This window comes from Methylosarcina fibrata AML-C10, from assembly GCF_000372865.1.
GTDB lineage: Bacteria > Pseudomonadota > Gammaproteobacteria > Methylococcales > Methylomonadaceae > Methylosarcina > Methylosarcina fibrata.
The window spans coordinates 4,526,505-4,539,610 of sequence record NZ_KB889965.1 but is presented as its reverse complement, the minus strand read 5'-3'; the positions used below and the strand labels follow the sequence as shown (position 1 = coordinate 4,539,610).

Genomic DNA, 13,106 nt, shown 5'->3' with positions numbered 1-13,106 from the left:
CATGGTAGCCTACGTCGACCTGATAAAACAATACCTACCTCTTTGCTGGTTTAAACACAACCCGTTGGAGTTAACGAGATCGACCAGTTTTTTCAAACAAAACCTGATCTTTTATTATTTGGTCGAGTATTTCATGCAGGCGAACATGACCGACGATCCGATCGAGTCATTTTATGAAGTCAGCTTTGAAACATTGCTGACGCTGCTGTTCATCGGTATTTTGCTGTTCTTCAACAAGACGCTGTATGCTTTCGTACAGGTGGCGACAGCGCTGATACTGTGCGCGAACGTGGTGTCCTTGTTCATCGTGCCGGTCATCATCTGGCTGACGGTAAGCGACGATCCTCTCAGCTACTACATTACCTTTTCATTAATCCTCTGGGATTATGCCCTGGTGACCTACATCATTAAAAAAGTGGTCGGCATCAATGTATTGGCCAGCATGGCCCTGTCGCTACTCTATTTCATTACGACTTATTTCGGAGCGTTCGGACTGGGCCAGATCGTTTAAAACCGTTCCAGTTCGGAATGCGGCAACACGCCCCGATGCACGTGCATGGCCCCCAGTTCCGCGCACCGGTGCAAAGACGGCACGGCTTTTCCGGGGTTGAGCAACCCTTTTTCATCGAACGCTTCTTTCACGGCCCGAAATTGGGCCAGCTCGTTTTCGCTGAACTGGAAACACATCTGATCGATCTTTTCCACGCCCACCCCGTGCTCGCCGGTGATCGTGCCGCCGACGGCCACGCAGAGTTCGAGAATGTCGCCGCCGAACCGTTCCGCTTTTTCCAGTTCCCCCGGACGGTCGGCATTGTACAGGATGAGAGGATGCAGATTGCCGTCGCCGGCATGAAACACGTTGACTACCGCCAGACCGTAACGCTCGGACAATTCCGCTATGGATTTCAGCACTTTTACCAGAAACCGTCGGGGAATCGTGCCGTCCATGCAATAATAATCCGGAGAAATCCGCCCGACCGCCGGAAATGCGGCCTTGCGTCCTGCCCAGAGAACCTGTCTTTGCTCCCGACTTCCGGCCCGTCTTAATTCATAAGCCCCGTTCGATTTCAATACCTCGCAGGCCCGGTCGAGTTCTTCTTCGACCTGCTTTCGAGTACCGTCCAGTTCGCATAACAGAATGGCTTCGGCTTCTACCGGATAGCCGGCATGAATAAAATCTTCCGCGGCTTTAATGGCGGCTTGGTCCATCATTTCCAATCCGGCCGGCAGCAGACCCGAAGCGATGATGGCCGCCACCGCCGAGCCCGCCTGTTCGACGTCTGCAAAGGCAGCCAGAATGACTTCGCAATGTTCGGGCAGGGGCAACAACTTGACAGTCACTTCGACCACCACGCCGAGCAAGCCTTCCGAACCGGCCATTAAAGCCAGTAAATCCAGTCCGGGGCCGTCCAGGCCGTGACTTCCCACGGTAACCAGGGCGCCGTCCATCGTCACGATCCTGACCTGTAGAATATTATGGGTCGTGAGGCCGTATTTAAGGCAGTGCACTCCGCCGGAGTTTTCGGCGACGTTGCCGCCGATCGTGCAGGCGATCTGCGACGACGGATCGGGAGCGTAGAACAAGCCTTGTTGAGCCACGGCCTGGGAAATGGCGATATTGCGCACCCCCGGCTGAACCCTCGCCAGCCGGTTGGCGCAGTCGATTTCGAGAATTTGATTGAGCCTGGCGAGACTCAACAATACACCGTTTTCCAACGGCAGCGCCCCTCCGGCCAGTCCCGTACCGGCGCCTCTCGCCACGACCGGCACCCCGTATCGATGGCAGATCGCCAGGATGCGCTGCACCTGCTCGACGGTATCCGGCAACAGAACCAGCCAGGGCAGACAATGATACACCGACAAGCCGTCGCATTCGAAAGGCCTGAGCGCTTCCGTTTCGGAAATAATCGATGCGGCCGGTAAAAATGTTTTAAACTCGTCAATCAAAAGGCGGCGGTCTACCTGATGACGAATCGTTTCGGAAGTATGCGGCCTGACGATTTTCATAGACGTTGTTCGTATTTTGAGGAGTGCTTCCGTGTATTGTGTCAAAAGCAGGCAAACAATTGAAGACACAATTAAAAAATCCCGTTTTATCGGCATCGTCATGCCCTGCCGGAGCGAACGGGAAGCGATGGAGCATCTGCGTTCTCTGCATCTTGAGCATCCTCACGCCACTCACGTCGCGTACGCTTACCGGCTGAAAACGGAACAGGGCTTCGTCTACCGCTGCCACGACGCCGGCGAGCCGGCCGGAACCGCCGGCAAACCGATTTTCCAACACCTGGAAGGCAAGGACCTGATCAACGTGCTGGTCGCCGTCATCCGCTATTTCGGCGGCATCAAACTCGGCGCCGGCGGTCTGACTCGCGCTTACGGCAATACCGCGAAAAAAGCGATCGAAGCGGCGGAAATCTCGGACTACGTCGAATGGGTCCAAGTGCCGATGACTCTCGATTACGGCCAGATGCAGCCGTTGGAATACGCCCTGAAAAAATGGGAAGGACGCATCCTGAAGCAGGATTTTACCGAACGGGTCCGGCTTGTCGTTGAACTGCCCGCCGAACATTTAAGCGTCTTGTTGCAGTCCTTCCCTGCAGCGGCGGACTTCCTGCCTGAAGCCCGGCCGTTCTAGCCGTCCTTGACGCCCAAAAGATCCTGATACGTAACATACATCAGCGTGGATACCAGCATGTACAAAACGGGCGTCAACAAGGGCGTCACCGAGGAGCAGAGCAGCGCTTCCAGAACGATAAAACCGTAGAGTTTATAAAAAGCGCCCCGGTTTCGAGAGATCTCGTGAACGCCCCGCTCTCTGGCCTGACTGAAACTGTAGTTTCTGAACAGCATGAGCGGATAACTGAACCAACTGGCAAAGGTGGACAACATGACCAGCACAAAAACAAGCGCGACGTTGGCGTAGGTATAAAACCAGCTCGCGATTTCCCGCATCGGCCGGCGGTGCAGATTCTCCGGGGTCAGCTCCCAGTAAAAGAAAAAGCGTCCGGTCTTCAGAAGATCGCCCGAGACAAGATTGGCCACGACATTGATGCCGAACCAGCAGACAACCAGGCTGGCCGCCGCCAGAACGGCCAGAGGCAGGCTTTTCCTGATCGCCCATGCCAAAGGGACCGGATTGTCGCCCGAATAATTAAGGTCGATGTATTTCGCAATCCCGACCCCGACAAATAACGAGGTGACCGAGAAAAAAATGCCTAACGCCAGGGAAATACGTCCTACCAATAAAATGACGCCGGTCGCCAGGGTGTAGCCGACCCACACCAAAGGACCGCGAGCGATAAACAGCAGGCTTTCTCTAAGCCAGTCGCCGAATTGCCCTTTCTTCACGAAGAGATCCTCGAAATCCCGACCGCTTTGCGGATTTCCCGGAGAAACGGAATGCTGATCGCTCTGGCTTTTTCCGCACCTTCCTGCAATTGCTGTTCGATGTGATCGGGCGCCTCAAGCAAGGCTTCGTAACGTTCCCTGGCCGGCGCGATATGGTCGTTGATATAGTCGAACAGAATCTGCTTCATTTCGCCCCAGCCGATGCCTTCGGCGTAGCGTCGGCGTATTTCGGCCACTTCCGAAGGCGTGGCGAACGCCTTGTAAATGCCGAACAGAGTACAGCCTTCGGTCTCCTTGGGCACGCCCGGCTCGAGCGAATTGGTTTTGATTTTACTTATCAGTTTTTTTAATTTTTTCTCCGGCTCGAACAGCGGGATGGTGTTGTTGTAACTCTTGCTCATCTTTCGTCCGTCTAGACCGAGTAACGTCGCGCTGTTTTCCTCGACGACCGCTTCGGGCAAGGTGAAATGTTCGCCGTAAATATGATTGAAGCGGGCGGCGATATCCCGCGCCATTTCGATGTGCTGAACCTGATCCTTGCCGACCGGAACCTTGTTGGCATTAAACATCAGAATATCGGCCGCCATTAAAATCGGGTAACTGAACAAGCCCATGGTGATGCCCTTATCGGCATCCCTCTCGCCGCCCTGCTCATTATCGGCCACCGCCGCCTTGTAGGCGTGCGCCCGGTTCATTAATCCCTTGGCCGTCACGCAGGTGAGTATCCAGGTCAGTTCCATAATCTCGGGCACGTCCGACTGTCGGTAAAAAACCGCATTGGCAGTGTCGAGCCCCAAGGCCAGCCAGGAGGCGGCAATTTCCAGACTGGACTGCCTGACACGCTCGGGCTCCTGGCATTTAATCAGCGCGTGATAATCGGCAAGAAAATAAAAAGGCCGGACATTGTCGTCTTTACTGGCGGCAATCGCCGGCCGGATGGCACCGACATAATTGCCCAAATGCGGCGTGCCGGTCGTGGTAATTCCCGTTAAAATAGTTGCTTTGTTCATTATTTGACGCTCAATGGTTGGGTTGATTTTAATGCATGGGCTCCAAACGTTTCACCTCGATGCTGTATCTCTATTTTTCTTCGGGTAAAAAAGCATCGGAAACGTGTTTTGTTCGATTGATGAGCAGACGATGCATATTGCACCATATTAATTAACTTCTGGCCAATTTTCAGCGCAAGAACAAGTTGCTGAAGAATCTATTAATTCTTGAGCCATCGCGATGGTTTTTATAGTAAACTTTAACCACTTCAATAAGGCCCCGCAGCCGGAATCATTTGCCAACAAAATGTGAAACACATGCTCCACTGTGATGAAAAACGAAACTACGGTCGAATGCATTTGGACTGCGACATTACTTTCAAGCTCGCCGACTCGGCGGAAGTCTATCGCGGTCACTGCAAGTCGATCAGCGGCGCCGGCGTGTCGTTCATTGCCGACCGGGCCATAGATCAGGGCAAGGCTTTGGAAATCAATGTCATATCCAAATATTCGACGGTCCCGTCAATCATTGCTTTTATCGAAGTGCTCAGGATTACCCGGCAGCCCGATAATCATTACGAAATTGCAGCCATAATTAAAAGCATCAAGGGAAACTAATCCCTGAACGTTGAAATGTCTATGTTTACGATTACCAAAGAGGTGTATTTTTGTTACGGACACCGGCTCATGAAGCATTCCGGCAAATGCAGGCATCTGCACGGCCATAGCGTGAAGGCATCCATTTCGATTCAGCAGCCGCAATTGAACGATCAGGACATGGTCTGCGATTTTGCCGAAATCAGGGACTGTGTCGAGGCGTATATCGACCGTCACCTCGATCATAATTTATTGCTTCACAAAGACGACCCGTTAATCCCGATGCTGATTCAGAACAACGAACGGTTTCTTGCCCTCGATGAACATCCTACCGCGGAAGTGCTCAGTAAAATGATTTATCGATACCTGCAGGAAGCCGGCTTCAACGTTGCGCACGTGACTTTGTGGGAAACCGCCAGCGCCAATGCCCGCTACAGCGAAAACTGACGATTGCCATGGCCTTGATCAATCCCGTCAATAAATCTTATCTGCTGGAGCAGATCTGCGCCTCCAACTACCGGAAATTGCTCAAGCTGATCCCTTACCTGTTTGAATACAAGGAAGAGGCCATCGGCGAAACGGCCAACCATTCGGCCTTGCACCTTGAAGTAATCGAGAGGTCTCCTTACACGATGACCGTCGAACTGACTCACCGCTTTAACAAAAACGCCGGAGAACTGCCGACGCCTGCGGTCAGGATCAGGCTTTATCTGGACGCGGAGCTGGCCGAGGTCATCAGCGATCACGCCCGGGCGGCCGTCTCGCTGGTGTTTAAGGATCCCGGACGCAGTTACGACATCATGAACTACAAATGGCGTTTGAATTATTTTCTGCAGAAATGGCTGGATCATTGTCTGAACAAAAACTACCGGTTCAACGAGCCGTCAATCAAGCCGACCGATAGAGAGACGGCCAGAGAAATCCTGATTTAATTCAGCCGAGGCCGGCGCCTCATTCCGAAAGTTTCCTTGCCGGATCCTCCGGTCCATCCTTCGCGCGGTCGGGGAGAACGGCGAAGACCGCCCTCCCCTTCAAGCATTGAATCAACTCTTGTCTTTTACGGAAGATTTCACCAGTTTGATGCCCAATTCCCGCAACTGTTCGTCGGACACCGGGGCCGGCGCATTGACCAGAGGACAGGCCGCCGACTGGGTTTTAGGAAAAGCAATGACGTCGCGGATCGACTGCGAGCCGGTCATCAGCATGACCAGTCGATCGAGGCCGAACGCCAGACCGCCGTGAGGAGGCGCTCCGTATTTGAGGGCGTCCAGGAGAAAACCGAATTTTTCTCTGGCTTCCTCTTCTTCGATGCCCAGAATTTTAAAAACCGTCTGCTGCATCGCAGGACGATTGATCCGGATCGAGCCGCCGCCGACTTCGGTGCCGTTCAGCACCAGATCATAGGCCCTGGACAAGGCTTGGCCCGGATTGGCCTGCAATTCTTCAGCCGAGCACTTCGGCGCGGTGAAAGGGTGATGAATCGCATTCCAGCGGCGGCTCTTCTCGTCCCAGTCGAACATCGGAAAATCGATGATCCAGACCGGTTTCCATTCGCCTTCCAGCAGATTCAGATCGTGCCCGAGCCTGACCCGGAGCGCTCCCATCGCTTCGTTGACGATCGCGGCCTTATCCGCACCGAAAAAGATCAAATCACCGTTCTGCGCGCCCGTCTTCGCCAGGACGCTGTCCCAGACCTCGGCCGGAGCGAATTTGACGATCGGCGACTGAAGCCCGTCGATACCCGCCGAAAGATCGTTGACCTTGATGTAAGCGAGACCCTTGGCGCCGTAGATGCCGACGAATTTGGTCAGTTCGTCGATCTCCTTGCGGCTCAAGTCGCCGCCGCCCGGCAGGCGCATCGCCACCACCCGGCCCTGGGGATCGTTGGCGGGCGCCGAAAAGACCTTGAAGTCGACTTCTTTCATGTCCTCGGCGATATCGACCAGTTCCAGAGGAATGCGAAGGTCCGGACGATCGATGCCGTATCTGGAGATGGCTTCCTGATACGTCATCCGGGGAAATTTCGCGCCCAGATTGACGCCGATCACTTTCGCAAACAGTTGCCGGATCATTTCCTCCATGACGTGCATGATTTCGTCTTCGTCCATGAACGACGTCTCGATATCGAGCTGGGTGAATTCCGGCTGCCGGTCCGCACGCAGGTCTTCGTCGCGAAAACAGCGGACGATTTGATAATACCGGTCCATGCCGGCCACCATCAGGATCTGCTTGTACAACTGCGGCGATTGCGGCAACGCGAAAAAGGCGTTTTCGTGAGTCCGGCTTGGCACGACGTAGTCGCGGGCGCCTTCCGGAGTCGCTTTGGTCAGATAAGGGGTTTCGATCTCGAAAAAGTCGTGATCGTCGAGAAAATTGCGGAGGACTCGCGCCACGTCCCGGCGCACCTTCATTTTTTCCTGCATCGCGAAACGGCGCAGATCGATGTAGCGGTAGCGAAGACGCAGTTCCTCATTGACTTCGATTTCGCTTTCCACCGGGAAAGGCGGGGTTTCGGATTCGTTCAGCACTTCCATGCCGCTGACCAGCACTTCGATTTCGCCGGTTTTCATATTGGCGTTGACGGTGCCCAGAGGCCGCTCGCGAACGGTTCCCGCCACTTTCAGCACATACTCGCTGCGCACGCTCTCGGCCAGCGCGAAAGGCTCGGGCGCAACCGGGTCGAAGACAACTTGAACCAGGCCGGACCGGTCTCTCAGATCAATGAAGATGACCCCGCCATGATCCCGGCGCCGATGCACCCAGCCGCATAACTCAACGGCCTGGGCCAGCTGATGTCTGGTTAATTCTCCGCACTTGTGAGTACGCATTGTTGATTTCCCTGTTGATCCCAAAAATTACCGATGTTAACCGCTAAAACCGATTTGTTCAAGCGATGCTAATGGCTGCAACCGCCGCCGCAACTGTGCGGCTTGGAGGAACTGTCGCAGGAACCGCCCGACGTATTCTCCCCCGCCACGTTCTTCTTCGAACCGCTTTTAAAATCGGTTTCGTACCAGCCCGAGCCTTTTAACCGGAATCCCGCGGCCGAAATCTTTTTCATCAATTCCGGCTTGCTGCAGGCAGGACAATGAAGCAGCGGCGGATCGCTGAGTTTTTGCAACGCTTCGTGTTCATGACCACAGGATTGACATTGATACTCGTATATTGGCATTGACCGCTCCGATAACAAAAAAAATAATAACTACAATAGGGGACCGTACTGGTTTTTCAAGTCACTTCCTATAAAATAACGGCCCATTTTACAGAAAATGACGATCATAATGAAGACACTCACCCTCGTTCGCCCCGACGACTGGCATCTGCACGTCCGCAACGGCGCTCTGCTGAAGGCCGTTCTGCCGCATACGGCGAGGCAATTCGGCCGGGCCATCATCATGCCGAATTTGAAGCCGCCGGTCACCAGCGTCGAACAAGCCCTGGCGTACCGGGAAGAAATTCTACGAGCCCTGCCCCAGGGCATGGCTTTCACTCCCCTGATGACGCTTTATCTGACCGGCTCGACCTCGGTCGAGGAAATCGGAAAAGCCGCCCGATGCGAGCATGTTTACGCCTTCAAACTGTATCCGGCGGGCGCCACGACCCATTCCGACGCCGGCATCGCCGACGTCCGGTCGGCTTATCCGCTGTTTGCGGCCATGGAAAAACACGACGTGCCGCTGCTGATACACGGCGAGGTAACCGACGAGCAATGCGACATTTTCGATCGGGAGCGCGTCTTCGTCGATACCGCGCTGACCGGGATCGCCGGCCATTTTCCGGGCTTGCGCATCGTCGTCGAACACGTGACGACCCGCGAAGCCGTCCAGTTCGTCGAATCGGCAAGCGAGCGCATCGCCGCGACGATCACGCCCCAGCACCTGATGTTCAACCGCAATGCGCTGCTCGCAGGCGGCATCCGGCCGCATCATTATTGCCTTCCGGTCCTCAAGCGCGAATCTCATCGGCAGGCCCTCGTGGCCGCGGCCACTGGCGGCAATCCGAAATTTTTTCTCGGCACCGACAGCGCGCCTCATTTGACTTCGTTAAAGGAAAACGCCTGCGGCTGCGCCGGCTGTTTCAGTGCTCCCGCCGCGCTGGAGCTTTATGCCGAGGTGTTCGAGAGCGCCGGCGCTCTCGACAAACTGGAAGCGTTCGCCAGCTTTCACGGCGCCGATTTTTACCGTCTGCCCAGAAATACCGGCACCGTCACGCTGACGAAAACAAGCTGGGAAGTGCCTGCGGTTTATCGCGGCGAAGACAATGTCGCGATTACGCCTTTAAAAGCAGGGGAACAACTGTCGTGGCAACTGAAGGTCTGACGCCGGCCCGGATTTAATTACGCCAAGCTGACGGCCAATCCGGCGAGGATGGCGCCTGTCAGCGCCCCGACCACTCTCAAGCCGATGGCGGCACCGCCGACAACCCAGGACAGAATGCCTTTAAAAATCGAGTTGACCGATACTGCGATCAGAACGGCGCGCACCGCCACGGCCAGTTCGGCGGCGCCGCTGCTGGTTTTTGCCATGGACAATACGATGGGATCCACGTCGGCAAGTCCCGACACGGCGGCCAGAAAATAAGTTCCCATATCGCCGAAATACTGCTTGACCAGGCGGGACAGTAACAGGACCAGGGTTAAAAAGGCGGCGAACTTCAGCGCCATTCCCAACTGAAAGGGATTTTCCAGCCCGAATTCGTGGCGAGGGGTCCCGTCGCCGGCTTTTTTCCACAGCACCAGGGCGACAGCATATGTAAAAACACTCATCGCCGCCAGCGACGGCAGCAGCGTTCGCACCAGCGCCTGATTGAGAATCGACAGCAGCAGCAGCACCCGGACGAACATCGTGGCGCAGGCCATCAGTATCCCGGAGGCCAGCGCATTTTCCATCTTCGGATAATGCGCGGCATGGCGGGCCAGATTCAGGCTGACCACGGTGGAAGATACCAGCCCGCCGAACGCACCGGTCACCACCGTTCCGTGGCGATTGCCCAATATTCTGACCGCAAAATAGCCGATGTAAGAAATACCCGCGATCAGCACCACCAACAGCCAGATTTTATAAGGATTAAACGACTCCCAGGGGCCGTACCCCTGATCGGGCAATATCGGCAGCATGACGACCGAAATCAGCAGCAGTTTCAGCGTGGCTTCCAGCTCCCGCCGTTCCAGTTTGTTGACCCACGAGTGCAGTAAAGGCTTGAATCCCAGCAGCAGCGTAATGATCACGGCCGTAGCGGAAGCCAGGACAGTATGGCCGTAGAGGGTCAATGTGCCGAGCAGGAAGGTCATCAGCGAAGCAATCATGCTGGTAATGCCGACGTCTTCGAATTTACCCAGACTAAGGCTGTATGCCACCAGCAAAATCAGGGTCAAAGCCAGAAACATCACTACCGGCAACAACGGTCCGATATGCTCCGCCAGCAGTCCCCCTACCCCGCCCATCAAACCGATCAGTCCGTAGGTGCGAAGGCCGGCGATGCGCGTTCCTTCATCGCTTTCCCGCAACCGCCAGCCCCGCTCCAGACCGATCAACAAACCGATCGCCAAGGCGACTCCCAGAAGTTTGAAATTTTCCAGTTCGTTCATCTTCCTGCATTTCCTTTTGATAGGCAAAAGCGGCGTTTACAATCGTCCGTTTTTAATCTCGATCGGACAATCATGTTTTCAGTCCTTCGAGCTTCTTGACAAAACATACCCAATCCCGCGAAAAGTGAACGGGTTTTCCGGCCTGGCCGGAACCTTTCTTCAAACCGCCTCGATAAAAACTCCTTCCGTCACCGAGAGTTGGCCGACTGAATCCATGAGATCGACCTGGACATATACTATCAGACCTCATTAAAGCGGAGCCGTTCTTTTCTTTCAGGCGCGGTTGGACCGCTATTTGTAGGCTTTCCTCTCCATCTTCTTTCCACCGCCAATCCGCCCGATCCCTTACAGGAAGAGCGACAGTTCGGCATTAAAACAGGGCGTATGACTTATGTGGGTCACCGCACAGATCTGTTTGGCTTTCATCGATAAAGTGTTTCTCAAGTTTACGAAGGCGCCCGGCATGGGTGGCCGCGAAACTCAATTTCCTGATTAGCGGGAAATTTCATCTTTTCATCAATTCTTGGGAGAACCGACATGGCTTGGGATCGAATAGAAGGCAACTGGAAACAGTTCAAAGGAAAAGTAAAGGAAACCTGGGGCGAATTGACCGACGACGAGCTCGATCAAATTGCCGGAAAACGGGACGTTTTGCTGGGCAAAATTCAGGAACGTTACGGTATCCAAAGGGACGAAGCGGAACGCCGCATCAGGGATTTCGAGGACCGGATCCATTAACCGTTCCGGGATGAAAAGGAAGGGGATCGTTCGTTCAACGGACTGAACGCCATGATGAAAATCATGTCTCCAAGGATATCTTCCTTCAAAGGAGATCTTTTTGACAAGGATGTCGCATTAAGCTCTCCGTCCGGATAGCGGGCGGTCAGGGCTTGGCCTCAAGAATTCAGTTCATGACGGCTTTCGTGAAGTCTTCAAAAAAATTTCCGGCCGTCACGCATTTTTGCCTGCTTCTTCCCAACGCTTCAATACCTTAAACGAAGGCGGAAAAGCCTTGTTTTCCGATTCGGATGATGCCCAGGTCCTTTTCGTGTAAAGTATGCAAAACCGACGTTCGGTTCCCTGCCCGGCTCAAGGCGAACGGGAGGCAAGTTTTGCAGCGACGGTAAACGACTTTCTCTTATCCGGTTTTTCCCGACGAAGCCGCCCGAAGTTCATGAGAACACAATTTCATAGCAGCAGATCAACGGAAACCTCGAATGACTCATTTTGACTATGACCTGTTGGTGATAGGCGCCGGCTCCGGCGGCGTCCGCGCCGCACGCATGGCTTCGGGACTCGGCGTACGAGTAGCCATTGTCGAACACCGCCATCTGGGCGGCACCTGCGTCAACGTCGGCTGCGTGCCGAAAAAGCTGTTCGTCTATGCGTCGCAGTTCGATGAAGAATTCAGGGCCGCCGCAGGTTTCGGCTGGTCGGTTTCTCCACCCCGGTTCGACTGGTCCCGCCTGATGGCGCAAAAGAACAAGGAAATCGCACGGCTGCAAGGTCTTTATCAAAAAATGCTGGCCGATTCCGGCGTCACAATCCTCGAAAGCACGGCCAGACTACAGGATGCGCATACCGTACAGGCCGGCGAGCGCTCGCTCCGCGCCGAACGCATTCTGATCGCGACCGGCGGCCGGCCCTCCGTCCCCGATATTCCCGGCAAGGAATGGGCGGTTACTTCCAACGACATGTTCGCACTGGAAAAACTTCCCGAGCGGCTGTTGATCGTCGGCGGCGGCTACATTGCGGCCGAGTTTGCCGGCATCATGCAGGGGCTGGGCGTGGCCGTGACGATCGGCTACCGGGGCGACAAACTGCTCAGAGGATTTGACGAAGACGTCCGGGAATTTGCGGCCCGGGAAATGAGCAAAAAAGGCATCCTCCTGCTGCCGAACACCCGCATCGACAAGATCGAGAAAAACGACGAACAACTGACCGCTCATACCGACCGGAATTTCGAAATTGCCGCCGATCTTGTGCTGTATGCGACCGGCCGCCGACCGAATACGGACGGTTTGGGCCTGGAAGCGGCCGGCGTTGACCTGAACGATCAAGGCGCGATCAAGGTCGATGCCGATTACCGGACCAATATTCCTTCCATTTACGCGCTCGGCGACGTGACCGACCGCTTCAATCTGACCCCGGTGGCGATCGCCGAAGCCATGGCCTTCGTGAACGGGCTCTACGGACCTCGGCCGACGCCGGTCGATTACGATCACATTCCCACCACGGTCTTCAGCCGGCCCAACATCGGCACAGTCGGTCTAACCGAGAAGGAAGCGAAGGAGCGCTACTCCGACGTCGTAGTTTATAAAACGATGTTCACTCCGTTGAAACATACGCTTTCCGGTCTGGCCGACAAAACGCTGATGAAGATGGTCGTCAGAAAAAGTACCGACCGAGTGCTCGGCGTGCATATGGTCGGTCCCGACGCCGGCGAGATTATTCAGGGAATGGCGGTGGCGATTCGGGCCGGCGCGACCAAGGCCGTTTTCGATTCGACCATCGGCATTCATCCGACGGCGGCGGAAGAATTTGTGACGATGCGGACGCCGTCCCCGGACTAGAAAGGAAACGGC

At 55.0% G+C, this 13,106-nt stretch carries 14 protein-coding genes; 8 read left to right on the top strand and 6 right to left on the bottom strand.

The features are described from left to right. Nucleotide 1: 1 nt before the first annotated feature. Nucleotides 2-511 (top strand): hypothetical protein, encoded by a 510-nt coding sequence (locus A3OW_RS0121500; protein WP_020565525.1) that lies wholly within the window; start codon nt 2-4, stop codon nt 509-511. Here A3OW_RS0121500 and A3OW_RS0121495 read toward each other — a convergent pair. After that, on the bottom strand, nt 508-2,007 hold the full coding sequence (locus tag A3OW_RS0121495) for an FAD-linked oxidase C-terminal domain-containing protein (RefSeq protein WP_020565524.1): 1,500 nt from the start codon (nt 2,005-2,007) through the stop codon (nt 508-510). The genes A3OW_RS0121500 and A3OW_RS0121495 overlap by 4 nt on opposite strands. A gap of 31 nt (nt 2,008-2,038) precedes the next feature. Here A3OW_RS0121495 and A3OW_RS0121490 point away from each other — a divergent pair, with 31 nt between their 5' ends. Further along, entirely contained in the window at nt 2,039-2,635 is a 597-nt protein-coding gene (locus tag A3OW_RS0121490) for an IMPACT family protein (protein WP_020565523.1), read from the top strand. Here A3OW_RS0121490 and A3OW_RS0121485 read toward each other — a convergent pair. Together A3OW_RS0121485 and A3OW_RS0121480 are read right to left on the bottom strand one after the other, a co-directional pair. Then, nucleotides 2,632-3,348, bottom strand: a complete 717-nt coding sequence (locus tag A3OW_RS0121485; protein WP_020565522.1) for a hypothetical protein — start codon at nt 3,346-3,348, stop codon at nt 2,632-2,634. The two genes, A3OW_RS0121490 and A3OW_RS0121485, sit on opposite strands and share 4 nt — an antisense overlap. Continuing rightward, on the bottom strand, nt 3,345-4,358 hold the full coding sequence (locus A3OW_RS0121480) for a tryptophan--tRNA ligase (protein WP_026223815.1): 1,014 nt from the start codon (nt 4,356-4,358) through the stop codon (nt 3,345-3,347). The genes A3OW_RS0121485 and A3OW_RS0121480 overlap by 4 nt, the downstream gene beginning before the upstream one ends. A 297-nt stretch (nt 4,359-4,655) precedes the next feature. On the opposite strand from A3OW_RS0121480, the gene A3OW_RS0121475 reads away from it, so the two are divergent. Genes A3OW_RS0121475 through A3OW_RS0121465 form a run of 3 tightly spaced genes read left to right on the top strand, consistent with a single transcriptional unit; the run spans nt 4,656 to nt 5,866 of the window. After that, nucleotides 4,656-4,955 carry a PilZ domain-containing protein gene (locus A3OW_RS0121475; protein ID WP_026223814.1) on the top strand — a complete coding sequence of 100 codons (300 nt, stop codon included), beginning with the start codon at nt 4,656-4,658 and terminating at the stop codon, nt 4,953-4,955. A 21-nt stretch (nt 4,956-4,976) separates the two neighbouring features. After that, entirely contained in the window at nt 4,977-5,381 is a 405-nt protein-coding gene (locus tag A3OW_RS0121470; protein ID WP_020565519.1) for a 6-pyruvoyl trahydropterin synthase family protein, read from the top strand. A gap of 8 nt (nt 5,382-5,389) precedes the next feature. Continuing rightward, complete coding sequence (locus A3OW_RS0121465) at nt 5,390-5,866, top strand: DUF1249 domain-containing protein (RefSeq protein WP_020565518.1); 477 nt, start codon at nt 5,390-5,392, stop codon at nt 5,864-5,866. Nucleotides 5,867-5,977: 111 nt separating this feature from the next. On the opposite strand, the gene aspS is transcribed toward A3OW_RS0121465, so the two are convergent. Next, nucleotides 5,978-7,762: an aspartate--tRNA ligase gene (gene aspS / locus A3OW_RS0121460; protein WP_020565517.1), complete on the bottom strand. Its 1,785-nt coding sequence runs from the start codon at nt 7,760-7,762 to the stop codon at nt 5,978-5,980. A 68-nt stretch (nt 7,763-7,830) separates the two neighbouring features. After that, on the bottom strand, nt 7,831-8,106 hold the full coding sequence (locus A3OW_RS0121455; RefSeq protein ID WP_026223813.1) for an FmdB family zinc ribbon protein: 276 nt from the start codon (nt 8,104-8,106) through the stop codon (nt 7,831-7,833). A gap of 109 nt (nt 8,107-8,215) precedes the next feature. Here A3OW_RS0121455 and pyrC point away from each other — a divergent pair, with 109 nt between their 5' ends. Next, entirely contained in the window at nt 8,216-9,253 is a 1,038-nt protein-coding gene (gene pyrC, locus A3OW_RS0121450) for a dihydroorotase (RefSeq protein ID WP_020565515.1), read from the top strand. A gap of 17 nt (nt 9,254-9,270) precedes the next feature. On the opposite strand, the gene A3OW_RS0121445 is transcribed toward pyrC, so the two are convergent. Continuing rightward, a complete protein-coding gene (locus A3OW_RS0121445; RefSeq protein ID WP_020565514.1) occupies nt 9,271-10,521 on the bottom strand; it encodes an MgtC/SapB family protein in 1,251 nt (416 codons plus the stop codon). Between the two features lie 537 nt (nt 10,522-11,058). Here A3OW_RS0121445 and A3OW_RS0121435 point away from each other — a divergent pair. After that, nucleotides 11,059-11,259 (top strand): CsbD family protein, encoded by a 201-nt coding sequence (locus A3OW_RS0121435; RefSeq protein WP_020565512.1) that lies wholly within the window; start codon nt 11,059-11,061, stop codon nt 11,257-11,259. A 479-nt stretch (nt 11,260-11,738) separates the two neighbouring features. After that, nucleotides 11,739-13,094 carry a glutathione-disulfide reductase gene (gene gor / locus A3OW_RS0121425; RefSeq protein ID WP_020565511.1) on the top strand — a complete coding sequence of 452 codons (1,356 nt, stop codon included), beginning with the start codon at nt 11,739-11,741 and terminating at the stop codon, nt 13,092-13,094. Nucleotides 13,095-13,106: the final 12 nt, after the last annotated feature.

Bases quoted from the DNA above. Each gene is read 5' to 3' on its own strand.
- A3OW_RS0121480 (WP_026223815.1), bottom strand. From the start codon at position 4,358: ATGAACAAAGCAACTATTTTAACGGGAATTACCACGACCGGCACGCCG.
- gor (WP_020565511.1), top strand. From the start codon at position 11,739: ATGACTCATTTTGACTATGACCTGTTGGTGATAGGCGCCGGCTCCGGC.
- A3OW_RS0121495 (WP_020565524.1), bottom strand. From the start codon at position 2,007: ATGAAAATCGTCAGGCCGCATACTTCCGAAACGATTCGTCATCAGGTA.
- A3OW_RS0121470 (WP_020565519.1), top strand. From the start codon at position 4,977: ATGTTTACGATTACCAAAGAGGTGTATTTTTGTTACGGACACCGGCTC.
- A3OW_RS0121465 (WP_020565518.1), top strand. From the start codon at position 5,390: ATGGCCTTGATCAATCCCGTCAATAAATCTTATCTGCTGGAGCAGATC.
- A3OW_RS0121445 (WP_020565514.1), bottom strand. From the start codon at position 10,521: ATGAACGAACTGGAAAATTTCAAACTTCTGGGAGTCGCCTTGGCGATC.
- A3OW_RS0121500 (WP_020565525.1), top strand. From the start codon at position 2: ATGGTAGCCTACGTCGACCTGATAAAACAATACCTACCTCTTTGCTGG.
- A3OW_RS0121435 (WP_020565512.1), top strand. From the start codon at position 11,059: ATGGCTTGGGATCGAATAGAAGGCAACTGGAAACAGTTCAAAGGAAAA.
- A3OW_RS0121455 (WP_026223813.1), bottom strand. From the start codon at position 8,106: ATGCCAATATACGAGTATCAATGTCAATCCTGTGGTCATGAACACGAA.
- A3OW_RS0121475 (WP_026223814.1), top strand. From the start codon at position 4,656: ATGCTCCACTGTGATGAAAAACGAAACTACGGTCGAATGCATTTGGAC.
- aspS (WP_020565517.1), bottom strand. From the start codon at position 7,762: ATGCGTACTCACAAGTGCGGAGAATTAACCAGACATCAGCTGGCCCAG.
- pyrC (WP_020565515.1), top strand. From the start codon at position 8,216: ATGAAGACACTCACCCTCGTTCGCCCCGACGACTGGCATCTGCACGTC.